The following is a 25,994-nucleotide window of genomic DNA, read 5'->3' on the forward strand; positions in this document are numbered from 1 at the left end:
AGTGGGCTCTTTCGGGTCCGAACGGCAAGGATTCGGTTTCAGAAGCGATTCCCACGAAAGGCAAGATATCGGGATCGTTTTCGAGGCGAGCCTTGACGCTGTGCCTTGCTATTGTCCTCGCACCTTCTACCGGGGACGAGCGTCCGGAAAGTATGCATCTTGCCGTCTCAATGATCATCCGGCGAGCAGCGACGACCTCGGATTGATTCCAACTCACGGCGATCCCAGTCTCACCAACTGATCCGGATATATCTTGTATCACAAAAACGAAACGGGCGCCGACGACGTCGGCAACTCAACGTCCTCAGCGCCCGCTCCTCGCGAAAAACTCTACGATTTAGAACTTACTCCTCCGCCGGCTCCTCGCCGTCGGCGTCGCGCTCCGGCGTGCCGGCGAGAATCTGCTCGGCGATCAGGCCGGAGTTCTGGCGGATCGAGGTCTCGATCTTGGCGGTGATGTCGGGATTGGCCTTCAGGAACGCTTTCGAGTTCTCGCGGCCCTGGCCGAGGCGCTGGCTGTCATAGGAGAACCATGCGCCTGATTTCTCGACGATGCCGGCCTTGACGCCGAGGTCGAGGATCTCGCCCATCTTGGAGACGCCCTCGCCGTACATGATGTCGAACTCGACCTGCTTGAAGGGCGGCGCCAGCTTGTTCTTCACCACCTTGACGCGGGTGGTGTTGCCGACCACTTCGTCGCGCTCCTTGATCGCGCCGATGCGGCGGATGTCGAGGCGAACGGAAGCGTAGAACTTCAGCGCATTGCCGCCGGTGGTGGTTTCCGGCGAGCCGTACATCACACCGATCTTCATGCGGATCTGGTTGATGAAGATCACCATAGTGTTGGACTTGTTGATCGAGGCCGTCAGCTTGCGCAGCGCCTGGCTCATCAACCGCGCTTGAAGCCCCGGCAGCGCATCGCCCATCTCGCCCTCGAGTTCGGCCTTCGGCACCAGCGCCGCGACCGAATCGACCACCAGCACGTCTACCGCCCCCGACCGCACCAACGTGTCGCAAATCTCCAGCGCCTGCTCGCCGGTATCGGGCTGCGAGATCAGGAGCTCGTCGATGTTGACGCCCAGCTTGCGTGCATAGACCGGGTCGAGCGCATGCTCGGCGTCGATGAAGGCGCAGATGCCGCCCTTCTTTTGCGCTTCCGCCACCGTATGCAGCGCCAGCGTGGTCTTGCCCGAGGATTCCGGCCCGTAGATTTCCACGACGCGCCCCTTCGGCAGGCCGCCGATGCCGAGCGCGATGTCGAGCCCGAGGGACCCGGAAGAGACCGCCTCGACGTCCATCGAGCGGTCGTTCTTGCCGAGCCTCATCACCGAGCCCTTGCCGAACTGACGCTCGATCTGGGAGAGCGCGGCGGCCAGAGCTTTACTCTTGTCCATGGAAGATCCTTCGACGATACGCAGGGCAGTGGTGGACATTGGGTCGTGCTCCTTATGGCGAGGATTCGCTAGAGGGACAAACGATTGGCGAGGCGGCTCGTCGATAGAGGCAATGTACCCTATCTGTTCTATGTTCGCAATATGTTCTTTTGCGGATTCAGGCGCTGGCCTGCGGCCAGTACCCGGATTCAGCGCTGGCCTGTTTGCGGCCTCAGAGTGGCCCGGTTTGATTTGTGAGTGGCCTGTTTTGCATAGCGGAATTCCTCGCTTGCTGCAGGCATAGCGCGTACTGTGGTTCCATCACCGCCCCACCATCGGCATCTATCGGTGACTGAGAGTATCGCGCTCCCGCCTCCTACACGGAGAGCATCATGACGCGCACCAAATCCCACCGGCCTGAGCTTTCGCTAGTTGATCGGCTTGTACTTGAGGCCAACCGCCTGAAAGACGAGGCGCACAAGCTTCCCCACGGCCCCCTACGGGATGCCATGATCCGGAAAGCGCGCCAGACTGAAACAGCCATACAGGTCGACCAGTGGCTTTCATCACCGGGTCTGCGAGCTCCGAGGTGAGCAAACAGTAAAGGCTATTTCGGGAGTGGCCAAATTTGAGGTGGCGCCTGCGCAAGAAGCCGACGACTTGCGTTGATATGCTCCCGCGTCTGATCGACAACGGACCTAAGTAGCTCCGTTTCCCGCCTAATGTGGGCGGCCTGTTGCAGATCTGCCTCTCACGGGCTCTTCGCTGCCAAGCTCCGGGGGCGTTAGCAATCAATAGGCCGATCCGGCACCAGTCACCCGGCAAGTCGATCGCGGAGTGACTGGCCTGCCTTGAAATCCCGTGTGGCCCCTGAACCTAATCCAGCCTCGCCCTGACCAATCTCTACTGGAGGATTGCAATTTCCAGTTCCAGCGTAGCGCCACTGAGCATTATTAGCTTGGTGGCGTCCTCGTTTGGTGGCTCAGTTTGGAAATCAGAGTGGCCTATTTCGGCCAGTCCCCGGAATTCAGGTGCTGGCCTGTTTCCGGGCGCGGTGGCCGATTTTGAAAATCGCAGTGACCTAATTTGAGTCGCCGTAGCCGGGGCATACGATGGGCAATGGTGCTGCCCCCGAGCTTGCGCTTAGGGCGGCCATAGCAGTATGCCGCACTTGTTGCACTTGTCGGCGCAATCGTCGTAGGTCACCCCCGGCCGGATTTGCTCCATCAGCGTGGGCTCCTTGGCCTTCTGCGCCAAAGCGCGACAGCGAGAATACGGACCCATTCACCCAGGACTTGCGGGAGCGCGTGATTGGCGAGCCCGAGATCAGCACCGATGGCTTCCACCCGTATAAAGCTCGCCGAAAAGCAGGCCGACGTCGCCGCGCCTAAAGGCGAGAGCGCCGGGAAGTAGGTGGGACAAGACTGCGCTAATTCCCCTCCGCGAGTGTCGCGTCTTGACACAATGAACCTGGCACAGCCTGTGCTGACTAATCAGGTGCCGGGGTTTTGCATTATCCCCCTCGGGGCTGGTAAACCGCCGCTCGCGCTTCATTTAAGCGAGCGGCGTTTTTAATTCCGAAAAACGAAAAGCCCCAATCCGGGGCTGGCGGGATTGGGGCTCATCGCAGTCGCGCTTACTCGGGTACGTTTGCGACTCATTGCCATTCAGTCTGTCACAAAACTCCGTGTCCTAATTCAGAGTTCCGAGTGTCCCAATTAGGACAGCACCTGGATTCAGGTACTGTCCTAAGCAGGACACTCATTTCAGGAAATTAGGACACCTAGTTCCGGTAAAGGAACACCGTGTTATTCCGGATTCCTCAAGCCTGTGGATAGAGTCAGGATTGCTCTTGCCGGGGCTGCTATTTCATTCCGAACAGATTTTCCGGCAAGGGTCGCGCGAATGCGGCCCTTTCTTGATTCCACCCTCGCGGAGGGAAATTAGGACTCGGCCAGGATTCACGCGCCGACCGAATTTGCCCGGCCGTGTCGTATGCTATTGTCGGCGGCGTGATTTTTGGGCACCTGCTCCCAGTCACCGGCAACGAGTCCATCGGGCGTCGGTGGCTGAGAGAGAGAGAGAGAGACAAGCACTCCCGCCTGTCAATGAGGACACGGGGCCATGGAAACGCCAGATGGCGCAAAGCCGATGCGCAAGGTAACCCGCCCGAACCATGGGGTTGAAAACCCGCTCCCCGCTCCCAACCCGGAGCGAGCCGAGGAGATTCGCCAGATGGTCCTCGCTCACATCGCGGACCAGCGCGAACTCCTCAGGAAGCTCCGTCGCAAGATGCATTGAGGCCGCGCCAGCCGGCGGCCTCTTTTCACTCAGACGCGTGTGGCGGCGGCCAGGATGAGCTCGGATCCAGGATCCCGGCGGTGTCCCGTGCGACCGGATTCCTACGGGGGCGCCAAGCTCCGGAATCGACTCGCCAATTCTGTCACGAGATGCGCCGGCGTGTGAATGATCATCCCTTTTGAGGCGCCTGCCTCCGTTGATGGGCTGTCCGCGGCTGACCGGTTCCTGTTGTGCGCACAAGTGCACAGACACCGATCCGTCGATTGTCCCAAATGAGCCATCACCGCCCGAAGCGTGGCGACCATCGGTGATGAGAACGCCGATTGCGCTCCGGCCTTCCTCGCACGGAAAGGAGCATGCCATGTTCAAGCGGCGACGTTACAAGCAGCAGCTGACCCTTCAAGACCGGCTTTCCGCATGGGTGAAGCAGGTCCAGCAACAGGCTTCGAAGCTTCCGCCCGGGCCCGAGCGGGATGCCCTGCTCAAGAAGGCCCGCCAGGCCGACGTCGCCAATCACCTGCAAGACTGGGCCAAATCCCCCGGACTGCAACCGCCGAAATAGCAAGGCTGCGGCAACGTCGTTTCCCGACCGAAGCTGACGCGCATCAAAGACGCATGGCCCGGCCGCCGTCAGAATTCCGTAATCCTGCGGCACCGAACCTTTTCGCGGTGCTGGGCCTTCTCCAGGATGAGACCGCAACTCCGGGGACTCGATCATGACGGAAAACACGCACCGCGATACGACCAGGCGCAATCCCCTGCTGGAGGCGGCGCATCGGGAGATGATGAAGTTCGAGCGCCAGGAAAACGAGTTCCGCAAGAAGGACCGCGAAGAGCGCGCCGCCGAGCTCCAGCTTCCCCTGAACGACATCAAGATCCACTAGAGCATTTTCGGTTTGATTGAATCAGAACCGAAGCTCTAGATTCTCGTTTTGACGCGTTTCCTTCACGCGAACCGGTGTCCACTTCGCTCGAAAACGCTCTAGCGCTTGCCAGAATTGCTTTAGCGGCACTTCAGCACCACGATTAAGGCACTGAGGCAACAACGAAATTTCCATGCCGCCTACTGTGCATGGGGTTGTTTTTCAGTTTTTTAGTTTTGACAATGCGGGATGCTCCGCGCCCCATCATCGCAGGGCACGGCTGACCGCCCGCGCCCCCTAAAGCAGCGCCAGCAGCACGAGGCCGATCACCAGCACGACGAAGCCAGCCGCTGTCGCGGCGGCGAATGACCGCTCTACCTTATCCATCATGCCACCCCTGGTCGGCGTGCCACGTTTCCCCCATGGCGGCGCCGAACGGCGTGGAATCTTGCCGACGGGTGTGTCCGCAGTCGTGCGGGCCGATGACGAAATTGGGACGGGTGCGGGGCCAGTCTGCGGCCTCGGCGGAGGGCCCGGAAATCTGCCGCCTGTCAGGCTGCCGTAAGCGGGGCCGGCTAGGGTGATGCGGCTATGGTGTTGCAGCCCAGCACCTCAGCCTCCAATAACTCTCGGCCCCGCCTGGCTCTCGTCGGGCGGGGCTTTTTCACGCCTGCCGGGCGGTTCGCGGCTCCCTCTCCTCCCGCGTCAGGAGCAGCGAGAAGGCGCGGATCGCGGGCGCAGCCAGCAGCACGATCGGCAGCATAGCGGCCCATGCCATCAGCCACGACACCATCCAGTGCCCGACGAAGCCCATCGCATCGCCTGCGGGCAGGCTCGCAATCCCCGACGCGACCAGCGAGGTCAGTCCGGACTGGATGATGCCGAAGACGAAATGACTGTAGCGGCGGGGAATGCCGAGCATGACGGGCCCATATTGATGTTTGCCGTCATCAGGCCAAGCAAGGCACATGCCGCTGCTTGCAGGGAATCGGTCATCCCCGGCGCGGCCCTGCGGTCTGTTCGGGACGCACCCATGCAGCCGGGTGCAGGCCAGGAACTCTGTTCATGGTCGGAGAACCACGGAGCGTTCCGTAACCCGGCACCTTCAGGCAGTGCGGCGTGTTTCGGACGAGGCTTCGCTTGTTTCGGCGTCCGTGCGCTTTCGAGATATCCCCGAATTATCCAAGGCTTACCGCCAAAATTTGCTTGTGTCCGGAATATTGTGACGCCCAACATGTTTGCAGTCATGGAAGTGAACCGTGGGGAGGCCACCATGAATCACAGGGGCATCGAGTTCACCGTCGCCAAGGCGGCGATTCCTGGAATCTGGCAGTGGCAGTTCCGCATTGGCGAGCAGGTCAAGTCCGGCAAGACCGAGACGAAGATCGATCTGCTGGCGATCCGGCGCGTGCGGCTGCGGATCGACCGGGAGCTGAAGCGAGCGGCCGGACAGCCTGAAGCGGGCGGATGACGGTCGGCGTCGGATGGCGCCTTGTGCACCGGCAGCGCCAAAGGCTGGGAGCTGCGGTGGAACATCATCCGTAGCCGCCCGGAATTGATCTGACGGTGGTTTGGGATTGCACTGCGCGCGTCCATGGCCCGAGGCGAGGCCATCACGCGTGCCATCGGTGCCAGCCATGCCGCTGTATTTCTTTCGAATCCGGAATGGAAGTTACTCGGGCTGCGCGGACCAGGCGACGGAGTTTGCCGATCGCAATTCGGCCTGGAAAGAGATGACCAATGTCTGCGCCGACATGACCGCCGGCATTGCCCGCAAGCTTCAGGAAAATTCCGAATGGCACATGGAGCTGCTGGACGAGGCCAAGGAGCCCGTGTTCCGGATTCGCATCGTTGCCGAAACCCTCGACTAGCAGGTATCGAGATCAGTCCGCGCTGGGCAGCCGCCGCATGGTGAATTCGATGTCGCCGCCGGGCAACTCGCGCCAAGTCTCTACCGCACTCATGTAGCCGGCCTTGGGGTAGCGGGCGAAGAAGGCCTGCGCCCTTTCCCGCGCCGCCGCGCGCGGCAGCGTGAAGGTCTCGCGCAGATAGCCGTCGCGGACCGTCTGGCCCGGCTTGCCGGCGGTGTTGCGCCGGCGCGCCATCCGCTCGGCGAGATCCCGCGGACGGTCGGCCATGTCCTGCCCTCCTCTACGCGCTACGCTCAGCACAATGTAGGGCCTGGGCCTGACGAAGAGGAGTCCCGTCCGAGAGGCGCCATTGCGGCCTCCCGAACGGAGTTCGGTCAGTTGGCGGCCGTCCCGCTTTTGGTCTTCTTCGGCGCGCTGGTTGCGGCCGATGCCTTCGGCGCCGCCGGCTGCTTCGGCGGATCGGCGCGCATGCCGCCCCAGGGATCGTTGGACGCCTTGGTGTCCGGAATCTTCTTCAGCGTTTCCTTGTAGGCCTTTTCACGCTCGGCTTCCGCGGCCTTCTCCTCGGGAGTCTTGCTCGGACCGTCCTGCAGCAAATTGAGCTGCGGCATTTGCGCGTAGGCCGGTCCGGCCAGCACGACCAGCACCGCGGCCAAACGGAAAAGCTTCATCATCCACTCCTTGATCATCCATAAGGCGCGAATCGTCCGCACCTCGCCATCCCAGTCGCGGCCGCAGAGGCCTGTCGAGGCCCGCTAGAGCCGGTCCGATCTGCACGATTTCGGCGCATGCAGCCAGTCGTCCCAGATCGGACCACACTTGGTGCACCCGCTCAGCGCGAGGCCGAGCGCTGCCATACCAAAGACGAGGACACACCGACGCAATATCATCCACCCACACCCAAGCAAGGCATCATATCGGGCCAAGTCAGGCATTTTCAAGCCGACCGGCCCGGCGCCAGACCGGGTGACTTTGCCGCGCCGATGCGCACAATGCTCGAAACATCCGGCAATGCAGGAGAACGCGACAGCAATGCAAATGCAGCCAGACGCCGAATTCGGCCTCCCCGACGCCAGACGCATCCTCGCCGAGGTTTTTGCCCCCTGGGTCCAGGATCTCGACCTCACCGTCGAGCGCCTCGAGCACGCGCAGCCGGCGGATGCGCCGGACTGGCAGCCGGGCGCACTGCTGCGCATGCCGTTTTCGGAGCGGTTGTGCCGGAATGGCGGCATTGTCTGCGGCCAGGCCCTGATGGCGCTCGCCGACACCGCGATGGTGATCGCGATCCTGGCGGCCAATCGCGGCTACCGCCCCATGACCACGGTCGACCAGACCACGCATTTCATGCGCGCAGTGTCCTCATCGGACGTGATTGCTGACGCCCGCGTGGTACGGCTCGGGCGCACCATGAGCTTTGGCCGCGTCACGCTGCTCTCGGCCGCCGACAACAAGCCGGTCGCGATGGTATCGAGCGCGTTCGCAATGTTGCCGGGCTGAGCAGCATTTCAAAGACGAGCCGCGTGAGCGCAAAGCGCACCGCGGCAAAGACCGAAGCGCGATTGCATCCGCGTTTCGGTCCGCACGCTTCATTACTTGCCCAGCACTTCGTCGGCCGCGGTGACGATGCTGGCGGTCGGATTCTTTCCGCAATAGGCACCGAACTTCTTCGCGTTCTCGATGAACACGTCGGTGTCGATGATCGCGTTGTCCTCGTCGCCCTTGTACCAGCCGTCCATCCAGGTCAGCACGACCTGGATGTTGTCTTCGCCGCTCTCGAGGAACTGCTTGCAGCTCATGGTCGAGAGGTCCCACTTGACGGCGTGGGCGGGCATCGACGGCAGCGAGAACGCGGCGGCGAGCAGAATCGAAAGCGTGGTCTTCATCAATATCTCCATCGGCGCGCAGCGCCATAAAAGAAGAGCGTGTGGGTAAATTCGGCGGAGGAATTCCCCGCGCCGACGTCGTAAACGAAGTCTGAAGCGCCGTGCAAGTAGCGCCAGTATTGAGTTTAGTTCAACGTAATTTCTATGCACTATTTCACGATCATCATGAAGGACCGAAGCGGATGATCGAGAAGCGAGCAGCGCAGCGTCACCGGGTTTTCAAGGGTGGAACGATCACCTTTGAAAACAGCGGCATTCCCTGCACCGTGCGAAACATGTCGGCGGGCGGCGTGGCGATCGACCTCGACACTCCCGTCACATTGCCGCAATCGATCACGCTATCGATCACGCGCGACGATTTCGTCCGGAATTGTCGTACAATTTGGCGCAGTGACAAGCGTATCGGCCTCGCCTTCGTCCAATAGCGCGCGCGATGTGAACGAACGTTCGCATCGCATCCACAACGCCATTATGATTGCGTGATACGACGACGGCGACGCCAGCGCAGGCCTGCGATCACGAGCGCAACGATCGCGATTCCGATTGCCGCTGATGCCGCGAAGAATCGTCCACCGGGACGATCGATGGTGCGCGACCACAATGTCGGCGCCTCGCCTGGCCGCGCCAGGCGGAACGCGACCACGCTGTCGCCGATCGAGGTGCCGGCTTCGGAGTGGCCGCCGGCGCCGATCGCGACATATTGCTCGCCCTTCCACAGATAGGTCATGGGATTGGCGACGCCGGGCACCGGCAGCCGCCCCTGCCACAGCTCCTTGCCGCTTCGCGCATCGAAGGCACGCAAATAAGCATCCATCGCGCCGGTAAAGACGAGGCCGCCCGCCGTGACCGCGAGCCCGTTGACGAGAGGCGCGCCCCAGGGCAGCGGCGCACCGAGCGGCGCCAGGTCTTCAGTGGTGCCGACCGTCGAACGCCAGAGGATCTTGCCGGCCTTCAGATCGACCGCGACCATCTCGCCCCAGGGCGGCTTGTTGCAGAGCAGACCGAGCGGCGACATCATCACCGCGCGCGACATCGCAAACGGCGCGCCGCGCTGCTGGCCGAAATCATACCCGGGCGGCGGACTGAATCCGGCGGCCTCCGCGCGCGGGATCAGCCTGATGAGGTGAACGGCGCGCCCGGTGTTGGCGTAGAGAATCTGCCGGACCGGATCGAAGGCCGCGCTGCCCCAGTTCACCCCGCCGCCGGTGAAGGGAAACTCCAGCGTGCCCTGCACGGAAGGCGGCGTGAACAGACCGTCGTTGCGCGCCTCCGCGAACTGGCGCTCGCAGGACGAGCGGCGCAGTGCCGGCAGCAGCGAGAGCGCGTCGTCGGTCGAGATCGTCTGTGAGATCAGCGCCGGCACATGCGTCGGAAACGGCTGCGTCGGCGACAACGCCTCCCCTTCCGCGCCGCCCTGCGGCACCGCGCGTTCTTCCACCGGCCAGACCGGCTTGCCGGTCTCGCGGTCGAGCACGAAGACAAAACCCTGCTTGGTCGGCTGGATCACGACGTCGCGCTGGCCGTCACCCGCATCGAGGCGCGCAAGCGTCGGCTGCGCCGCCAGATCGTAATCCCAGACGTCGTGATGCACGGTCTGGAATGCCCATGCGAGCTCGCCGGTCTCGATGCGCAATGCGACCACCGAATTGGCATGCTCGTTGTTGCCCGGCCGCTTGCCGCCCCAGAAATCCGGCGACGGCGAGGACGTCGGCAGGAACACCAGGCCGCGCGCCGCGTCGACCGACATCGGCGCCCAGACATTGGCGTGCCCGGCTTCGATGCCGTCACGCTTGAGCGGCTCGAAGCTCCAGCGCGCCCGGCCGGTGCGCGCATCGAACGCACGTACCACGCCGCTCGGCGCATCGACGCGGCGGTTGTCGGAGATCGCGGAGCCGACCACGACGACACCCCGTCCGACGGCCGGCGGCGAGGTGATCTGGAATTCCCCGGGCCATTCCAGGGCAATGCCGATATCGAGCTTCACCTCGCCGCCATTGCCGAAGCCGGCACAGCGAAGTCCCGTCTTCGCATCGAGCGCGATCAGGCGAACGTCGTTGGTGTCCATGAAGATGCGAGAGCGACAGGCGGCATCCGCGGGCGCCTCATCGTCGGTCCAGTGGGTGACGCCGCGGCAGACGTAGCGATTGGCGGGACGCTGATTGGTCGCGATCTTCGGATCGTAACGCCATTTCTGCGCGCCCGTGCCGGGATCGAGCGCAATGACCTCGTTGAACGGCGAGCAGAAGATCAGGCTGTCCTCGACGAACAGCGGCGTTGCCTGGAATTTGGTTCGCCGCATCACCTCCGGCGCGCGCACCGCGAGATCGCCGGTGCGGAATTCGAAGGCCCGAACCAGATTGCCGACATTGTCGGACGTGATCTGTTGCAGCGGCGAGAAGCGCGAGCCGCCTGCATCGCCGCCCCAACTTTCCCAGGCCGCGCTTGGTCGCACGGCGATCAACAGCAGCGCAACGACCCCGATCGGAACTCGCAGGCCGGTCCGCAAAGCTCGCCTCGCTCTATTTCGGCTTCTTGGCGGGTTCGCTCGGACGCGCCCCGCCCCACGGATCGTACTTGTCCTTGGGCTCGGGAATGCGCTCGAGCGCGGCCTTGTAGGCTTTCTCGTCGACCTTGGGCTTGTTGTCCGCCGGTTTGCCTGCGTCATTGGGGGACCGCCGGCCCTGCGCCTGCGCCGAGGCAATCGCCAGCGCCATGACCGCAGCCGCTACGACCAAAATCCTCATCGGTGCAATCCCCCTCGTCTGGGGTACAAACTTAGCCTGCAATTCCGGAATATGAAATGCCGCGAGCTCCAGCACTTCAGCAAAACTTGATTGCCGGGGACTTCGCCGGATCGCTTTCCTGCCTATCTGTTCGGCCGCAGGGAACCTTCACGGATGTTGCGGATCATTGCTCATGCGACGCTGCTCGCCGGCGCGCTCGCACTCGGTGCCTGCGGCTTTGCCGACAGCCGCGCGCCGGTGCCGGAATTCATGCGGATGAAGGAAACCGAGCAGCCACCGCCCGAAGCCGCCCCCGACGTCAAGCGCGTGGTGCGCGAGCAGATCGATGTCGTCTTCCTCACCACCTCCTATCCACGCGCCGTGCACGTCGCCATGCCCCACCGGGAGGCGCGCGGACCGGGCTGGACCGCCTGCGTCCGCGCCGAGCTCACCTCCGCGACCGGCACTTCGCTCGGCGCCCAGACCTACATCGTGACGATATCAGGAGGAAAGGTGGTCGACCGCCGGCGCGCGGAAGCCGACGACATCTGCGGGACCGAGACCTACGAGCCGATTTAGGAGCCGCGGCAAAGAGCGGGCTCCGGGAAAAACCTGCAAACCAGCCGGGAACAATCACCGCCTCCCCTTCTTGTCGTCCCATAGGGCAGTTGCGGTGGAGGACAGAATGAAGACATTTACGATTGCGCTTTTGGCAGGCGTCGGCGCTTTGGCAGCCGCGTCGGGGGCGAAGGCATCCGATATCTACACGAGCAGCGAGTACACCAATCCGGATCTCGTCCAGCAGGTTCGGCTTGTCTGCGACGACGCCGGCCGCTGCTATCGCACCCGCGGCGGCGCGCGCGTGATCGTGCGCGATTCCTACAACTCCATGCCGCGTGATGGCTACCATGAGCGGCGGACGTATCGTCGCGACTGGGATGACGGGCCGCGCGCCGGCGTCGGTATTCGCGCTCCCGGCGTCAGCGTCGGCGTAGGCGTCGGCGACGGCCGCTGGTAATAATAGCGAGCTAAGGCAAAAGGACCGGACGACGATTGTCGCCCGGTCCTTTTTGCATCAGACGCCCAACGGCGCCGCTCAGCTGGAAGCAGTCTGCTGCTGGAACTGCTCGTACGCCGCGATCGCGTCGGCCGCGTACATCAGCGACGGTCCGCCGCCCATATAGACGGCCATGCCGAGCGTCTCCTCGATCTCTTCGCGGCTCGCACCGAGCTTGACGAGCGCCTCGGTGTGAAAGCCGATGCAGCCGTCGCAATGCGCGGCGACGCCGAGCGCCAGCGCCATCAGCTCCTTGGTCTTCTTGTCGAGCACACCGTCGCGCGCGGCCGCCTGGGCGAGTGCGGAAAATCCCTTCATCGTATCGGGAATGTCGCCCCGCAGCTTCTTCAAATTGGCCGAGATGTTCCTGGTGATGTCGACGTAGTTCTTGTCCATTGGATCCTCATGAGCTGGATTTGGCTGTGGTCGAAGCCTCCTCGCGCGGCGCGCGCAAGGCGATGTAGATCGCGGGGATCACCAGCACGGTGAGCAGCGTCGACGAGGCAAGCCCGAACAGGAGCGAGATCGCCAGCCCCTGAAAGATCGGATCGAGCAGGATGGTCGCGGCCCCGATCATGGCCGCAAGCGCGGTGAGAAGGATCGGCTTGAAGCGCACCGCGCCGGCCTCCAGCACCACCTCGCGAAGCGACTTGCCGTCTGCGCCGCTGTGCCTGATGAAGTCGACCAGCAGGATCGAGTTGCGCACGATAATGCCCGCCAGCGCGATGAAGCCGATCATCGAGGTCGCGGTGAACGGCGCCCCCAGGAGCCAGTGCCCGATCAGGATGCCGATCAGCGTCAGCGGAATCGGCGTCAGGATGACGAGCGGCAGACGGAAGCTCCTGAACTGGGCGACGACCAACACGTAAATCCCGAGGATGGCCGCGCCGAAGGCCGCACCCATGTCGCGGAAGGTCACCCAGGTGATTTCCCACTCGCCGTCCCACAGCAGCGTCGGACGCGACTCGTCCGTTGGCTGGCCGTGCAGGCTGATCGCGGGCTTCGGCAGCTTGCCCCAATCATGGGCATCCACGCGATCGGCGACCGCGAGCATGCCGTAAAGCGGCGCCTCGAAGCGCCCGGCAAGCTCGGCCATCACCATGTCGGCGAAGCGGCCGTCGCGGCGGAAGATCGTCGGCGAACCCTGCTCCATGGTCGCTTTCACGACCTGACCGAGTTCGACCACCGTCTTGCTGCCTGGCAAGGTGTTGGCCGGCACCGGCGTCGAGGCCAGCGCCTCGTCCCAGACCAGATCGCGCTTTCCGAGATGCACCGCGATCTCGATCGGATTGCGGTCCTCGCCGCGATGCGAATAGCCGATCGAGGTACCGCCGAACAGCGCCTGGATGGTGTCGTAGACGTCGCGCTGCTCGACGCCGAAGAATTCGAGCCGGTCCTGGTCGATCGAGAGCCGCAGCCGCGGCCGCTTCTCGCCGATGGAATCGTCGATGTCGACGATGAACGGCACTTCCGCGAAGACCTTCTTGAGCTCGGCGGTGACCGCACGGCGTGTGGCTGCATCGGGACCGTAGACCTCGGCGAGCAGCGTCGAAAGCACCGGCGGCCCGGGCGGCACCTCGACCACCTTGATGCTGGTGCCCTTGGGCGGATCGAGCGCCTTCAGCTTCTCGCGGAGCTCGAGCGCGATCTCATGGCTCGCGCGCTTGCGCTCGCCCCGCGCGGCCAGGTTCACCTGCACCTCGCCGAGCTCGGGCCTCTCCCGAAGATAATAGTGCCGCACCAGGCCGTTGAAATTGAAGGGAGCCGGCGTGCCGGCATAGGATTGCAGCGAGGTCGCCTCCGGCAGTTGCCGCGCGATCTCGGCGGCACCGAACAGCGTGCGCTCGGTCGCCTCCAGGCTCGCCCCTTCAGGCAGATCGACCACGACGGCGATCTCCGACTTGTTGTCGAACGGCAGCAGCTTGACCGTCACCGATTTGGTCGCAAACAGCGTCATCGACAGTAGCGTTGCAATGCCGACGCCGAGCAGGAAGATCCAGGCCGAGCGCTTGCTCCTGACGATCGGCGTGGCGAAGCGCCGGTAGATCCGGCCGAGCCGACCCTCATCGTGCGAAGCATGAGCAGCCGCCATCTCGCCCTTCGGCGCGAGCTTGAGCATCAGCCAGGGCGCCACCACCATGGCGACGAAGAACGAGAACAGCATGGCAGCCGACGCGTTGGCCGGGATCGGTGCCATATAGGGGCCCATCAGGCCCGACACGAACAGCATCGGCAGCAGCGCCGCGACCACAGTGAGCGTCGCAACGATGGTGGGATTGCCGACCTCCGCCACCGCCTCGATGGTCGCCTGCAGGCGCGGCCGGCCGTCGCGCATGCCCCAGTGCCGCGCGATGTTCTCGACCACGACGATGGCGTCGTCGACGAGAATGCCGATGGAGAAGATCAGCGCGAACAGGCTGACGCGGTTGATGGTGTAGCCCATCAGATTGGCGGCGAACATCGTCAGCAGGATCGTCGTGGGAATCACGACGAAGGTCACCAGAGCCTCGCGCCAGCCGATCGCGACCGCGATCAGGATGACAATCGAGACCGTCGCGAGAGCGAGGTGAAACAGCAGCTCGTTGGCCTTCTCGTTGGCAGTCTCGCCGTAATCGCGCGTCACCGTCACCTGGACGTCATCGGGGATGAGTCGTCCCTTCAGTCCCTGCAGGCGATGGTCGATGTCGGCCGAGACCACAACCGCGTTGGCGCCGGCGCGCTTGGCGAGCGCGAGGCTGACCGCGGGCACCCGCGACCACTGCCCCTTGGCATCGCGCGCATCGTTCCAGACGCGGTGCTCGAGCGTATTCGGCCCGATCACGACGGAGGCCACGTCCTTGACGTAGACCGGCCGTCCGTCGCGGGTCGAGATCAGGAGGAGGCCGATGTCGGGGATGCCCGACAACGTCTGGCCGGCCGCGACATTGCGCACGATGCCGGCATCGCGGACCTGGCCCGCCAGGAATGAGCGGTTGGCATCCTTCACCTTGGCGACGAGCTGCTGCAGCGTAACGCCGAACAGCGACAGCTTTTCCGGATCGGGTTCGACCCGGATCTGCTGCGCCGCGCCGCCGGAAATGTAGGTCAGACCGATATTGTCGACCTTCATCAACTCCGAGCGCAGCTTGTCCGCGAGTTCGAACAGATCCTTGTCGGTCCAGCGCTCGGCGGCCTCCGGCTTCGGCGACAGCGTCAAGACCGTCACCGCAACGTCATTGATGCCGCGGCCGACGATCGAAGGCTCAGGGATCCCGACTGGAATACGATCGAGATTGGCGCGGATTTTTTCGTGGACGCGGAGGATCGCATCCTCCGCCTTCGTTCCGACCAGGAACCGCGCGGTGACCATCACGCGGTCGTCCTCGGTCTGGCTGTAGACGTGCTCGATGCCGTCGATGCCCTTGACGATCGCTTCCAGCGGCTTGGTGACGAGCTCGACCGCGTCGGGTCCGCGCAAGCCATCGGCGTTGACGCGAATGTCGACCATCGGCACGGAGATCTGCGGCTCCTCCTCGCGCGGAATCACGACCACAGCGATGAGGCCGACGACGAGCGATGCAAGCAGGAACAATGGCGTCAGCGGCGAGCCGATCGTCGCCTTGGTCAGCCGGCCTGAGAGTCCGAGATTCACGGCCGCACCAACTGGTCGCCGGTACGGATGCCGGACAGGATTTCAAGTCCATCGGGAAGCACGGGCGTCGGCAACTCGCGGCCGCGCTGCACCGGCAGGTCGACCACTCCGCCGGCCTTTTGAAGCTGGACGTAGTCGATGCCGAACCGGGTCTTCACGTAGCCTGCCGGAATCACGAAAGCCGACCGCTTGCCGCCGGAGATCCACACCCGCAGCCGATCGCCGACGAAATATTCGCCGAGTCCCTCGACGGTCGCGTCCGCAATGACCCGCCCCTCCTCGATCTGCGGATAGACGAGATCGACGACGCCCCATCTGCCGGCTTCGCCACCAAGCTCCGCACCATCGACGCGGACCTTGTCGCCGGCCTTCAGAGAGCGCGCATGGCGCTCGGGCACCCGCAACCGCAGCTTGAAGTTCTGCTGCGCGACGGTAACGATGGGATCACCGGGCAATACGACGGAACCAACCGTGATCAGCCTCTTCAGCACACGTCCCCCTGCCGGTGCCAGCACCTGACCCTGGTTGAGCTGCTCGTTGATGACGGCACGCTCTGCGGTCTTGGCGCGCAGGCCGTTCTCCGCCACATTCAGCGCCGTCCTCTGCTCGTCGAGCTTGACGCGCGGCAGAATGCCACGCTCAACCAAACCCTCGATTCGCGTGAAATCGACTTGCGCCTGGCTGGCCTGCGCCTGCAGCGCCTCCATTTGCGCATCCAACGACTTCATCTGCAGGCCGAGCTTCTCATCGCCGATCGTGGCAATCGCCTGACCGGCGGTTACGCGATCCCCTTCCCTGACGTGGAGCTGGACTACGGTCCCGCCAATGCGCCCGCGCGCGGGTACGACGCTGATGCTTTCCACAGTGGCAAAGACGGCCTTTTCGTCGGCCAACGGATGCTGCGTCACGGTGAGCGTCTCTGCACGCGCAACGCCTGCACCCAGGCCGGCGGCCAAGACAACCAAAACTCCTATGAGCCGCATGGGGCGTATCCGTGTAAGCATGAAACCATCACACCGCACTCGTGGGTGTCCTCTGTATTTGATCAGCATCATCGAAGCGGACGTTGATCTCGCTCAACGCGCCCCGCCCGGGGCGCTCATAAAGTGCGCTTCGTCCGTATGGACTTCGGTGCGCAATAGACCTGATAGAGCGTCTTCAGGATCTCGCGCGCCGGCTCGCTCGCAATCGAATAGAAGATCGTTTGCGCGTCTCGCCGTGCCGACACCAGGCCGTCCTTGCGAAGGAGCGCAAGATGCTGGGAGACTGTGGAATCGCGCAGGCCCAGGAATTCGGCCAGCTCGCCGACGGAATGCTCGCCGTCGATCAGCTGGCAGATGATCAAGAGACGGTGGCGGTTGGAGAGTGCCTTCAATAGGTCGCTCGCCTGGTCGGCCGCCTGCTCCATCATGTCACCATCTATTTTCATACTTGTATATATACGAATATGTGAATATATAGTCAAGCAGCAAGACGGCCGGAGTAAACCGGCGGAGCGGTGAAACCCCAACGGAGGTAACTATGGCGGAGATTGTCGTAATCGGAGCCGGCCTGAGCGGAACGCTGATGGCCTATGAATTGCTGCCGCAGTTGAGAAAGGACGATCGCCTCAGCGTCATCTCGCAAGGCGCCGTCTATCACTTCGTACCATCGAACCCTTGGGTCGCAGTCGGCTGGCGCAAGCGCGAAGATATCGAGATTGATCTCGCGGACATCATGAAGCGCAAGGGAGTGCGGCTGCTGACGCAGGGCGCAAAGCGCGTCCACCCCGAGGAGAACCGCATCGAGCTCGGCGACGGCACGTCGATCGACTATGATTATCTGGTCGTCGCGACCGGCCCCGAGCTGGCGTTCGACGAGATTCCCGGCCTCGGCCCGCAGGGCCATACACAGTCGATCTGCCACGTCGATCACGCGACGCATGCGAAAGACGCGTTCGAGAAGCTTGCGGCGAACCCCGGCCCGGTCGTGATCGGCGCCGTTCAGGGCGCGTCCTGCTTCGGGCCGGCCTACGAGTTCCTCTTCATCCTGGAAACGGAGCTGCGCCGGCGCAAGCTGCGCGACCGGGTACCGATGACGTTCGTCACCTCGGAGCCGTATATCGGCCATCTCGGCCTTGACGGCGTCGGGGACACCAAGGGTCTCCTGGAAAGCGAGATGCGCGAGAAGCACATCAAGTGGATCACCAATGCCCGCGTCGACAATGTCGCCCCCGGCTTGATGACGGTGGAGGAGTTTTCCGACAACGGCACGTCCCGCAAGGCCCACGAGCTGCCATTCGTCTATTCGATGATGTTGCCCGCCTTTCGCGGCGTCGAGGCGGTGCGCGGCATCGAGAAACTGACCAATCCGCGCGGCTTCGTCATCGTCGACGAGCATCAACAGAATCCCGCCTTCCCCAACGTGTTTGCGGTCGGCGTCTGCGTCGCGATCGCGCCGGTCGGCGCCACACCGGTGCCGGTTGGCGTCCCCAAGACCGGCTTCATGATCGAATCCATGGTGACGGCGACCGCGATGAACATCGGCGCCCTGCTCCGCGGCAAGGCGCCGACGGCGCAGCCGACCTGGAACGCGATCTGCCTCGCCGACTTCGGCGATTCCGGCGTCGCCTTCCTCGCGCAGCCGCAGATCCCGCCGCGCAACGTCAACTGGTCCTCCAAGGGCGAATGGGTGCACCTCGCCAAGGTTGCCTTCGAGAAATACTTCCTGCGCAAGATGCGGCGCGGCGAGAGCGAGCCGTTCTACGAGCGCTTCCTGCTCGACAGGCTGAACATCGCCAAGATCAAGGAGGTCCGAACCGGCACATGAGCACGACACGCCAGATCGTCTGCGGACATTGCGGGCGCATCAATCGCCTGCCGGCCGAACGCACACCGCAGGGTGCGCGCTGCGGCGCCTGTCACCAACCGATGTTCGCAGGCCAGCCGATCGAGGTGGACGAAGCAGCCTTCGACCGCCATGTCGCCAGAAGCGACATTCCCGTGCTGATCGACGTCTGGGCGCCATGGTGCGGACCCTGCCGCGCCATGGCGCCGATGTTCGAGCGCGCGGCGCAAGCGCTCGAACCCGGCGTGCGGCTGTTGAAGCTGAATTCAGACAATGCACCCGCATTGTCGTCGCGGCTCAACATCAGCGGCATTCCGACGCTGTTGCTGATGCACGGCGGCCGCGAGATCGCCCGCCATTCCGGCGCGATGGATACGCGCAGCATCGTCGCCTGGACTGAAACCAAACTGACCCGTTCGTAACGTCACCACCCCAAAAAGGAGCCTACCATGAATGTCGACAAAGCCGTTCTCGCGTTTGCGGGATTCGTCGTCCTGCTCGGTCTCGCACTGGGCACCTATGTGAATGCGTATTGGTATCTGCTGACGGCGTTCGCCGGACTGAACATGTTGCAGGCTTCGTTCACGGGCTTCTGCCCGGCGGCGATCGTCTTCAGGAAGCTGGGCCTGAGCAGCGGCTGCGCGTTCTCCTGAACGCAACTCAGATGCAGTCAGTGATGCGGGGGAATTTGCCATGACCGACGACACCTTCATCGAGGGGCCTCTCTACGAGAAGCGCAGGAAGGTCTATCCGCAATCGGTCCACGGGCCGTTCCGCCGCATCAAATGGGCGATCCTGTGCGTCACGCTCGGGGTCTATTATCTCCTGCCGTTCGTACGCTGGAATCGCGGACCCGGCCTGCCCGACCAGGCGGTGCTGATCGACCTGCCGCATCGCCGCTTCTACTTCTTCTTCATCGAGCTGTGGCCGCAGGAAGTCTACTATTTCACCGGCCTCCTCATCATCGCGGCCATGATGCTGTTCCTGATGAACGCGGTCGCGGGGCGACTGTGGTGCGGCTATCTATGCCCGCAGACGGTGTGGACCGACTTGTTCTATGCCGTCGAGCGCTGGGTCGAGGGCGATCGGCGCGAGCGCATGCAGGGCGACAAGCGCTACTGGACGTTCGATCACATCCGAAAGGTCGCACTCAAACACTTCCTCTGGGTCATGATCGCCTGGTGGACCGGCGGCGCCTGGGTGCTGTATTTCGACGACGCGCCGACGCTGGTGAAGGAGCTCGCCACCTTCCAGGCCCCGTTCACGGCCTATCTCTGGATCGGCATCCTAACCGCGACGACCTATGTCTTCGCCGGCCACGCCCGCGAGCAGATGTGCATCTACATGTGCCCGTGGCCGCGCATCCAGGCGGCATTGACCGACGAATGGGCGCTCAACGTCACCTATCGCCGCGACCGCGGCGAGCCGCGCATGTCGGTGAAGAAGGCGGAAGCCGCCCGCGCCCATGGCGATTTCGCCGGCGATTGCGTCGACTGTCACCAGTGCATCAATGTCTGCCCGACCGGCGTCGACATCCGCCACGGCATCCAGCTCGGCTGCATCCAGTGCGGCCTGTGCATCGACGCCTGCGACAACGTGATGAGCGAGATCGGCCGGCCCAAAGGCCTGATCGGCTACGACACCGACATCAACATGCAACGCCGGCGCGAGGGCAAGCCGCCGATCTATCGCATCATCCGCGCGCGCACGTTGGTCTATACCGCAGCCATTGCCATCGTCGGCACCATCATGGTCTACACCCTCGCCACCCGCGCGACGATGGACGTCAACGTGCTGCACGAGCGCAATCCGCTGTTCGTTCAGCTCTCGGATGGCGGGGTCCGCAACGATTACACCGTCCGCATCCTCAACAAGGGCGCGGAAAGATCTTTCGCGCTCAAGGTCTCAGGCCTGCCGGGCGCCACGGTTCGCGTCGCCGGCGTCGAGCCGGGCGCCGACGGCAACCCGGTCGTTCAAGTTGGACAGGATCAGACCCGCGAGGTCCGGATGTCGGTGCAGGTTTCGCCCGACCGCGTGCCCAGGGCGGCCATCGATATCGGAGTTGAGATCACCGACGTCGGCAGCGGAGAGCGCGCCGAGGCGCGCGATCATTTCGTGCCGAAGGAGTGAAAGTCGATGCTGCGGAGCAATCGTCTCAAGCCATGAGACGTTGCAGCCTCGACTGCGTGCGCGGGGTCATGACCATATCAGGCGCGAGCTGGACCGAACTGTCGCCGACGAGTTCTTCCGTCACTACGTTGAACCGAACCAGTTCCGCCTGTCCGAACGCCGTCGAGATCGCGACGTCGGCGGCGTCGCGGCCGCGGGCAATGACGATCCGGCCGATGCGCCGATGGTTGTGGCGCGCGTCAAACGTGTACCAACGACCACCGATATAGGCCTCGAACCAGGCGCTGAAATCCATCGGTGCCGGGTCGGGAGGCACCCCGATATCGCCGAGATAGCCGGTGCAATAACGCGCCGGAATGTTCATGCAACGGCACAACGTCACGGCCAGATGGGCGAAGTCCCGGCATACGCCGATGCGCTCGGCATGACCTTCGGACGCCGTGCGGTCACCGCGTGCGAACTGATAGCCGAATTTGATGCGGGCGTGGACATAGTCGCAAATCGCCTGCACGCGCTGTCCACCGCCTTCTATCGAGCCGAAGGTAGACCAGGCCAGATCCGCCAGTTTCTGGGTGTCGCAATAGCGGCTGCCCAGCAGATACACCAGCGCGTCGTCGGGCAGGTCCTGGAGCTGAACCTGAGCTGCGAACGGCGCCGCCGGCTCGGGAACGCCGGAATCTTCGATCACGAAGTCGTTGCGGATCTCGATCAGACCGCTTGGCGCGACCAGGCGGGTGCAGACGTTACCGAAGGCATCGAGATAGTCCCTGGTGCCAACACCGGGCGTGGTCTGGATGGCGTGCGGAGACAAGAGATCGCCGTGCCGGGACGGATGCACGCTCAGCATCAGGATCATCGGGACGTCTTGAAGGCACTTGAACGCAATGTCGTAGCCGGCGCGAATCTTCAAGATCGTCTCCTCGGAGTCGTCGTTGACCTCGAACGCAAACACCTGCCCCGGCGCATTCGTTCCGCGTCTTCGGCTGCAGCGCTGCTGAAATGAACGGCAATTGTGCCTGTTGTCCCCTTTTCCTCCGCCGTACCCTTCGAATCCCTGCTTGGACCGGGGACGAAAGCAGGGTCATATAGCCGCGGGCCAGAAGCGAGCACATGACAACCTACGCCGTCCACCACAGAACGATCTACCGCTACCGTAAGCCGGTGAAGCTCGGGCAGCACCAGCTGCTATTCCGGCCACGCGACAGCTATGACCAGCGCCTGCTCGACTGCCGGCTCGTCATCCGGCCCGAACCCGCCGAAGTCCGCTGGATTCACGACGTCTCGGGCAATTGCCTCACGCTGGTCGACTTCGACACCGTGAGCGACCAGCTCCAGTTCGACACCACGATCGAGCTTGACCACACGCCGGAGAACACGCCGGACTTCCGCATCGAGGACTACGCCCGCGAGCATCCGTTCGCCTATGCCGACAGCGAGCTGCCCGATCTCGAACCCTATATGCGTCGCCATCATCCCGACGACGGCGCGGTGGAGGAGTGGCTGGCCAAATTCGTGGCAGCGGACGGCCGGCGGCCCACGGGCCAATTGTTGATGACGCTCAACGAGGCCATTGCCGAAGGCTTCTCCTACCAGCGCCGGACGATGCGGGGAACACAGACGCCCGCGGAAACGCTTGGGCTGCAGCAGGGGACATGCCGCGACTTCGCGCTGCTGATGATGGAGGCGGCACGCGCGCTCGGCTTCGCCGCCCGCTTCATCACCGGCTATGTCTACGTTGCCGATCGCGACGGGCCGGTGCGGCTCGGCGGCGGCTCGACCCACGCCTGGTGCTCGATTTACGTTCCCGGCTCGGGCTGGGTGGAGTTCGATCCGACCAACGGCATCGTCGGCAATCGCGACCTGATCCGGGTCGGCGTCGCCCGGACGCCTGAGCAGGCCATTCCGCTCTCCGGTTCCTATTGGGGGGAGCCCGAGGACGATCTCGGCATGGAAGTCTCGGTGAACGTGAAAACGGAGCTGACGTCTCCAACCGACCAGCCGGCGGCGCTATCGTCAACGCGACGTTAACAATTTCGCGCAAATTGACGCGGCGCCCGAACGGCATTTTCCATCCTATGCGCTAGCATGCCCCACATAACTCGGGCTCGGCCCGCGTGAACGGGGACGAGGGACGTGGTCGACATCGCGCAGCAGGCAGCGATCCATCCGGCACCGGCGGCGGATGCCACGACGGCGCGCGTGCCGCTCATTGCGATCGACCCCGGCCAGTGGCGCGCACTCGCGCAGCGGGCGATCGAGCCGAACGGATATTATCTACCCGGCTGGGAGCTCGCCGTCAGCGCGACCGCGCGCGGCCGCACCGAAGCCTCGGCATTGCCCGCATTCGACGGCTCTTCGACGCGATTGATCGGGCTGATGCCGGTGATCCCGCTATGGCGCGCCGTGAAGATTCCCCTGCCCGCACTGGTGAGCGCGCATCCCTACGGCACGCTTTGCAGCCCGCTGATCGACCGCGATGCCCCGATCGAGGCGGCTACGCGACTGTTGCAGCAGGCGCGCGAGGCCGGCGCGCATGCACTAGTGCTCAATGACGTCGCGCTCGACGGTGCCGCGATGACTGCGTTGAAGCAGGTCCTGGACCGCGACGGCCTGAAGCCGCGCGTGCTGTCCTCCTACGTCCGCGCCAGCCTCGATGCGACGCAGGATGACGAAACGCTGCTACGCGAGGCGCTCGGCACCAAGAAGCTCAAGGAGCTGCGCCGACAACGCCATCGGCTCGAAGAGCACGGCCCCGTTGCGTTCGACGTCGCACGCCGGCCTGACGAGATCGGGCCCGCACTCGAAACGTTCCTGCAGCTCGAAGCCAGCGGCTGGAAGGGCAAGCGCGGCACCGCGCTGGCGCAGCATGCCGGCGATGCGACCTTCATTCGCCGCGCCGTGCCGACGCTGGCCGAGACCGCGCAGTGCGAGATCATCACGCTTCGCACCGGGACGGCACCGATTGCCGCCGGCATCGTGCTGCGGCATCAGGACCGCGCGTTCTTCTTCAAGCTCGGCATCGACGAGCGCTTTGCGAAATTTTCCCCGGGCGTGCAGCTCACCCTCGAGCTGACGCGCCATCTCTGCGCCGATCCCGCCATCGCCAGCGCGGACTCCACCGCGAGCGCCGACCATCCCATGATCAACCCGATCTGGCGCGGGCGCTTCGCGATCGGCGACGTGCTGATCCCGCTGCGGCGACACGATCCAGTCGTGGCGCTCATTCACGGAGCGCTGCTCGGCCGCAACGCCGCACATGAGGCTGCGCGACGTGTCGTTCACTTGATCCGGAAGCGGCGCCCTACAGATCTGCGTCCGAAAGATCCGCCATCTTCATGAGATGGCGCAGCAGCCCCGCCTTCAACGGCTTGCTGCCGTGGATCGGTATCGAAAGGCGCACAATATTGCCCGCCTTGCCGTAGATGTGATGGCTTCCGCTGACTCGAAGTAAACTCCAGCCATGTCGTTCGACAATTCGCGCGAACTCCCGGCCGGAGACAGACTTCATACGGATAATTCCAGAATCCGCTCGGTGCCACCCGGCGCCGGCGGTGCGACCTCGATGGAAAGGCACCCCTCGATCGCATCGCGTAGATTGGCCATGAGCTCATCCATGGTGTCGCCTTCAGTGGCACACCCAGGGATAGCCGGGACCTCGGCCCAAAAGCCGCCCTCTTCAGCTTCGTGTACAACAATCTTGATCTTCATGACGGCCTCGCACTCCGGATAGTCGCCCAAGCTTCCGACACATTCAACCTGGGAAAGCTACTCCGCCGCCTGCGCGTTGATCTCCGCCGAAACCTGGCGGATGGCGCGCGCCAGCAGGTTCGGATCCTGAGCGCCGGAAACGGCGTATTTCTGCGCAAACACATAGGTCGGCACGCCGGAGATGCCCTTCTCGGCGGCCTCCTGCGCGTCCGCCGAGACGCGCGCGACGTCCTCGTCGGTGGCAAGGCGGCGGCGCACGTCCTCGGCGTCGAGGCCGACATCGGCCGCCGCCTGCACCAGCACGTTCACATCGGTGAGATCGCCGCCGTCGCGGAAATACAGCTCCATCAGGCGCTGCTTCATCTCGGGCGCCTTGCCGATCGCCTCCGCCCACAGGATCAGGCGATGGCAGTCGGTGGTGTTGGGCTGGCGCGCCACCAGCTCGGGCCTGTAGAGAAGGCCCTCCTCGCTCGCGGCCGCGACGACGCGCCCCGCAATGCCCTTGTAGGCCTCGACCGAGCCGAATTTCTGCGTGAGATAGGCCTCGCGGCTGATGCCCTCGCGCGGCACCCAGGGATTGAGAAAGAACGGGCGGAAATTGAGCTTGACCGGGACATCCGGCACGAGCGCCAGCGCGCTCTCGATCCGGTGCTTGCCGATATAGCACCAGGGGCACACCACGTCGGAGACGACGTCGATCTGGAGCGGTTTCAGCGTGCTCATGTCAGGCGCCTCCTTCGGGCGATAAGGGTTCGTCGGAAGATAAGCCGAACCCGCCCCGAGGCAAGGGCGCTAAGTCATGGCTGCTGCCATCTGCCTGAGCCGCTCGGCGGTGCGCTCGTCGGCCGGGAAGAAGGTTTCCAGCGCCAGCTCGGACAGGGTGATGTCGACGGGCGTGCCGAACACCATGGTGGTGGAGAAGAAGCTCAGGATCTCGCCGCCGTGTCGCAGCTTGAACGGGATCGCGACATTGTCGCTCGACAGCGGCCCCGCGCGCGCCGGAATCGGATAGCTCTTGAGGTCGGTGTAGAGCTTGATCAGCTCAGGATCGGCCGTCACCTCGCATTGCCGGTGCAGACGCTCCAAAAGATGCCCGCACCACTCCGCGAGATTGACGGTGCGCGGCGCCAGCGCCTCCGGATGAAAGGCGAGCCTGAGCACGTTGAGGGGCTGGCCGAGCAGATGCTGCGGAATGCCGGCGAGCAGCGGCGCCACCATCCGGTTGGCGGAGACCAGGTTCCAGTGCCGGTCCACCGCGAGCGCGGGATTGGGCTCATGTGCTTTGAGCACGAGGTCGATCGCCTGGCGGGCTGATTTCAACGCGGGATCCTCCAGCTGGCGTTGCGGAAACGCCGGCGCGTAGCCGGCCGCGACCAGCAGCACGTTGCGTTCGCGCAAGGGCACGTCGAGACGCTCGGCGAGCCGCAGCACCATGTCGCGCGACGGCGCGGCGCGGCCGGTCTCGACGAAGCTGAGATGACGCGCCGAGATTTCGGCCTCGCCCGCGAGATCGAGCTGGCTCATACGGCGGCGCTGCCGCCATTCGCGCAAATGGTCGCCGATGTGAACCGGCTGGCTGCGGTCGGCCTGTGCCGTGGATGCATGTGCGTTCATGAGCAAAAACCTAG

Annotated in this window: 31 protein-coding genes; 15 read left to right on the forward strand and 16 right to left on the reverse strand. The window is 63.9% G+C overall.

Annotation, left to right across the window (positions count from 1 at the left end; all coding sequences use genetic code 11):
• Positions 1-344: 344 nt before the first annotated feature.
• Positions 345-1,433, reverse strand: a complete 1,089-nt coding sequence (recA, locus tag IVB24_RS28045) for a recombinase RecA (RefSeq protein WP_094972279.1) — start codon at positions 1,431-1,433, stop codon at positions 345-347.
• 2,064 nt (positions 1,434-3,497) lie between these two features.
• Between recA and IVB24_RS28055 the strand changes: the two genes are divergently transcribed.
• The 3 genes from IVB24_RS28055 to IVB24_RS28065 all read left to right on the forward strand — a co-directional run bounded on the left by IVB24_RS28055 (position 3,498) and on the right by IVB24_RS28065 (position 4,558).
• Entirely contained in the window at positions 3,498-3,674 is a 177-nt protein-coding gene (locus IVB24_RS28055) for a hypothetical protein (protein ID WP_247769735.1), read from the forward strand.
• Between the two features lie 361 nt (positions 3,675-4,035).
• Entirely contained in the window at positions 4,036-4,236 is a 201-nt protein-coding gene (locus IVB24_RS28060) for a hypothetical protein (RefSeq protein WP_094972281.1), read from the forward strand.
• 154 nt (positions 4,237-4,390) lie between these two features.
• Entirely contained in the window at positions 4,391-4,558 is a 168-nt protein-coding gene (locus IVB24_RS28065) for a hypothetical protein (RefSeq protein WP_094972282.1), read from the forward strand.
• Positions 4,559-5,201: 643 nt separating this feature from the next.
• On the opposite strand, the gene IVB24_RS28070 is transcribed toward IVB24_RS28065, so the two are convergent.
• Positions 5,202-5,459: a DUF2798 domain-containing protein gene (locus IVB24_RS28070; RefSeq protein WP_162407117.1), complete on the reverse strand. Its 258-nt coding sequence runs from the start codon at positions 5,457-5,459 to the stop codon at positions 5,202-5,204.
• A gap of 351 nt (positions 5,460-5,810) precedes the next feature.
• Here IVB24_RS28070 and IVB24_RS28075 point away from each other — a divergent pair, with 351 nt between their 5' ends.
• Both IVB24_RS28075 and IVB24_RS28080 read left to right on the forward strand, forming a co-directional pair.
• Positions 5,811-6,008 carry a hypothetical protein gene (locus tag IVB24_RS28075; protein ID WP_247769736.1) on the forward strand — a complete coding sequence of 66 codons (198 nt, stop codon included), beginning with the start codon at positions 5,811-5,813 and terminating at the stop codon, positions 6,006-6,008.
• A gap of 166 nt (positions 6,009-6,174) precedes the next feature.
• Positions 6,175-6,408, forward strand: coding sequence for a hypothetical protein (locus IVB24_RS28080; RefSeq protein ID WP_094972284.1), 234 nt, complete (start codon positions 6,175-6,177; stop codon positions 6,406-6,408).
• 12 nt (positions 6,409-6,420) lie between these two features.
• On the opposite strand, the gene IVB24_RS28085 is transcribed toward IVB24_RS28080, so the two are convergent.
• Both IVB24_RS28085 and IVB24_RS28090 read right to left on the reverse strand, forming a co-directional pair.
• Positions 6,421-6,675, reverse strand: a complete 255-nt coding sequence (locus tag IVB24_RS28085; protein ID WP_166468794.1) for a hypothetical protein — start codon at positions 6,673-6,675, stop codon at positions 6,421-6,423.
• Between the two features lie 107 nt (positions 6,676-6,782).
• Positions 6,783-7,079 (reverse strand): hypothetical protein, encoded by a 297-nt coding sequence (locus tag IVB24_RS28090; protein WP_140480426.1) that lies wholly within the window; start codon positions 7,077-7,079, stop codon positions 6,783-6,785.
• 361 nt (positions 7,080-7,440) lie between these two features.
• Between IVB24_RS28090 and IVB24_RS28095 the strand changes: the two genes are divergently transcribed.
• Positions 7,441-7,905: a PaaI family thioesterase gene (locus IVB24_RS28095; protein WP_094972532.1), complete on the forward strand. Its 465-nt coding sequence runs from the start codon at positions 7,441-7,443 to the stop codon at positions 7,903-7,905.
• Between the two features lie 92 nt (positions 7,906-7,997).
• Here IVB24_RS28095 and IVB24_RS28100 read toward each other — a convergent pair whose 3' ends face one another.
• Entirely contained in the window at positions 7,998-8,291 is a 294-nt protein-coding gene (locus IVB24_RS28100; RefSeq protein WP_247769737.1) for an HdeA family protein, read from the reverse strand.
• 101 nt (positions 8,292-8,392) lie between these two features.
• Between IVB24_RS28100 and IVB24_RS28105 the strand changes: the two genes are divergently transcribed.
• Positions 8,393-8,716 (forward strand): PilZ domain-containing protein, encoded by a 324-nt coding sequence (locus IVB24_RS28105; RefSeq protein WP_094972287.1) that lies wholly within the window; start codon positions 8,393-8,395, stop codon positions 8,714-8,716.
• Between the two features lie 44 nt (positions 8,717-8,760).
• Here IVB24_RS28105 and IVB24_RS28110 read toward each other — a convergent pair whose 3' ends face one another.
• Positions 8,761-10,797 carry a pyrroloquinoline quinone-dependent dehydrogenase gene (locus tag IVB24_RS28110; protein WP_247769738.1) on the reverse strand — a complete coding sequence of 679 codons (2,037 nt, stop codon included), beginning with the start codon at positions 10,795-10,797 and terminating at the stop codon, positions 8,761-8,763.
• A gap of 13 nt (positions 10,798-10,810) precedes the next feature.
• Positions 10,811-11,035 (reverse strand): hypothetical protein, encoded by a 225-nt coding sequence (locus tag IVB24_RS28115; RefSeq protein WP_247769739.1) that lies wholly within the window; start codon positions 11,033-11,035, stop codon positions 10,811-10,813.
• A 153-nt stretch (positions 11,036-11,188) separates the two neighbouring features.
• Between IVB24_RS28115 and IVB24_RS28120 the strand changes: the two genes are divergently transcribed.
• Positions 11,189-11,593, forward strand: a complete 405-nt coding sequence (locus IVB24_RS28120) for a hypothetical protein (protein ID WP_094972289.1) — start codon at positions 11,189-11,191, stop codon at positions 11,591-11,593.
• Between the two features lie 106 nt (positions 11,594-11,699).
• Positions 11,700-12,032, forward strand: a complete 333-nt coding sequence (locus IVB24_RS28125) for a hypothetical protein (RefSeq protein ID WP_094972290.1) — start codon at positions 11,700-11,702, stop codon at positions 12,030-12,032.
• Between the two features lie 78 nt (positions 12,033-12,110).
• Here IVB24_RS28125 and IVB24_RS28130 read toward each other — a convergent pair whose 3' ends face one another.
• The 4 genes from IVB24_RS28130 to IVB24_RS28145 all read right to left on the reverse strand — a co-directional run bounded on the left by IVB24_RS28130 (position 12,111) and on the right by IVB24_RS28145 (position 17,110).
• Positions 12,111-12,467 carry a carboxymuconolactone decarboxylase family protein gene (locus IVB24_RS28130; protein ID WP_247769740.1) on the reverse strand — a complete coding sequence of 119 codons (357 nt, stop codon included), beginning with the start codon at positions 12,465-12,467 and terminating at the stop codon, positions 12,111-12,113.
• Positions 12,468-12,474: 7 nt separating this feature from the next.
• Positions 12,475-15,702, reverse strand: coding sequence for an efflux RND transporter permease subunit (locus tag IVB24_RS28135; protein WP_247769741.1), 3,228 nt, complete (start codon positions 15,700-15,702; stop codon positions 12,475-12,477).
• Positions 15,699-16,685: an efflux RND transporter periplasmic adaptor subunit gene (locus IVB24_RS28140; protein ID WP_247774186.1), complete on the reverse strand. Its 987-nt coding sequence runs from the start codon at positions 16,683-16,685 to the stop codon at positions 15,699-15,701. The genes IVB24_RS28135 and IVB24_RS28140 overlap by 4 nt, the downstream gene beginning before the upstream one ends.
• A gap of 116 nt (positions 16,686-16,801) precedes the next feature.
• Positions 16,802-17,110 carry a metalloregulator ArsR/SmtB family transcription factor gene (locus IVB24_RS28145; RefSeq protein ID WP_181955175.1) on the reverse strand — a complete coding sequence of 103 codons (309 nt, stop codon included), beginning with the start codon at positions 17,108-17,110 and terminating at the stop codon, positions 16,802-16,804.
• 113 nt (positions 17,111-17,223) lie between these two features.
• Between IVB24_RS28145 and IVB24_RS28150 the strand changes: the two genes are divergently transcribed.
• The 4 genes from IVB24_RS28150 to ccoG are packed head-to-tail and all read left to right on the forward strand — an operon-like array spanning position 17,224 to position 20,658.
• Positions 17,224-18,510 (forward strand): FAD/NAD(P)-binding oxidoreductase, encoded by a 1,287-nt coding sequence (locus tag IVB24_RS28150; protein ID WP_094972295.1) that lies wholly within the window; start codon positions 17,224-17,226, stop codon positions 18,508-18,510.
• Positions 18,507-18,950, forward strand: coding sequence for a thioredoxin TrxC (trxC, locus tag IVB24_RS28155; protein ID WP_247769742.1), 444 nt, complete (start codon positions 18,507-18,509; stop codon positions 18,948-18,950). Before IVB24_RS28150 ends, trxC begins: the two co-directional genes overlap by 4 nt.
• A gap of 27 nt (positions 18,951-18,977) precedes the next feature.
• Positions 18,978-19,181 carry a DUF2892 domain-containing protein gene (locus IVB24_RS28160; RefSeq protein WP_028181089.1) on the forward strand — a complete coding sequence of 68 codons (204 nt, stop codon included), beginning with the start codon at positions 18,978-18,980 and terminating at the stop codon, positions 19,179-19,181.
• Positions 19,182-19,221: 40 nt separating this feature from the next.
• Positions 19,222-20,658 (forward strand): cytochrome c oxidase accessory protein CcoG, encoded by a 1,437-nt coding sequence (gene ccoG, locus IVB24_RS28165; RefSeq protein WP_247769743.1) that lies wholly within the window; start codon positions 19,222-19,224, stop codon positions 20,656-20,658.
• 25 nt (positions 20,659-20,683) lie between these two features.
• Here ccoG and IVB24_RS28170 read toward each other — a convergent pair whose 3' ends face one another.
• Positions 20,684-21,568: a transglutaminase family protein gene (locus tag IVB24_RS28170; protein WP_247769744.1), complete on the reverse strand. Its 885-nt coding sequence runs from the start codon at positions 21,566-21,568 to the stop codon at positions 20,684-20,686.
• 200 nt (positions 21,569-21,768) lie between these two features.
• On the opposite strand from IVB24_RS28170, the gene IVB24_RS28175 reads away from it, so the two are divergent.
• Together IVB24_RS28175 and IVB24_RS28180 are read left to right on the forward strand one after the other, a co-directional pair.
• Positions 21,769-22,686, forward strand: a complete 918-nt coding sequence (locus IVB24_RS28175) for a transglutaminase family protein (protein ID WP_166475566.1) — start codon at positions 21,769-21,771, stop codon at positions 22,684-22,686.
• Between the two features lie 105 nt (positions 22,687-22,791).
• Positions 22,792-23,997: a GNAT family N-acetyltransferase gene (locus IVB24_RS28180; RefSeq protein WP_247769745.1), complete on the forward strand. Its 1,206-nt coding sequence runs from the start codon at positions 22,792-22,794 to the stop codon at positions 23,995-23,997.
• On the opposite strand, the gene IVB24_RS28185 is transcribed toward IVB24_RS28180, so the two are convergent.
• The 4 genes from IVB24_RS28185 to IVB24_RS28200 all read right to left on the reverse strand — a co-directional run bounded on the left by IVB24_RS28185 (position 23,960) and on the right by IVB24_RS28200 (position 25,980).
• Positions 23,960-24,166: a type II toxin-antitoxin system HicA family toxin gene (locus IVB24_RS28185; RefSeq protein WP_247769746.1), complete on the reverse strand. Its 207-nt coding sequence runs from the start codon at positions 24,164-24,166 to the stop codon at positions 23,960-23,962. The genes IVB24_RS28180 and IVB24_RS28185 overlap by 38 nt on opposite strands.
• Entirely contained in the window at positions 24,163-24,366 is a 204-nt protein-coding gene (locus tag IVB24_RS28190; protein ID WP_247769747.1) for a type II toxin-antitoxin system HicB family antitoxin, read from the reverse strand. The genes IVB24_RS28185 and IVB24_RS28190 overlap by 4 nt, the downstream gene beginning before the upstream one ends.
• A gap of 57 nt (positions 24,367-24,423) precedes the next feature.
• Positions 24,424-25,089 carry a DsbA family oxidoreductase gene (locus IVB24_RS28195; protein ID WP_166475568.1) on the reverse strand — a complete coding sequence of 222 codons (666 nt, stop codon included), beginning with the start codon at positions 25,087-25,089 and terminating at the stop codon, positions 24,424-24,426.
• Between the two features lie 69 nt (positions 25,090-25,158).
• Positions 25,159-25,980, reverse strand: a complete 822-nt coding sequence (locus IVB24_RS28200) for a helix-turn-helix transcriptional regulator (protein WP_166468787.1) — start codon at positions 25,978-25,980, stop codon at positions 25,159-25,161.
• Positions 25,981-25,994: the final 14 nt, after the last annotated feature.

It is taken from the genome of Bradyrhizobium sp. 192, from assembly GCF_023100965.1.
Classification (GTDB): domain Bacteria; phylum Pseudomonadota; class Alphaproteobacteria; order Rhizobiales; family Xanthobacteraceae; genus Bradyrhizobium; species Bradyrhizobium symbiodeficiens.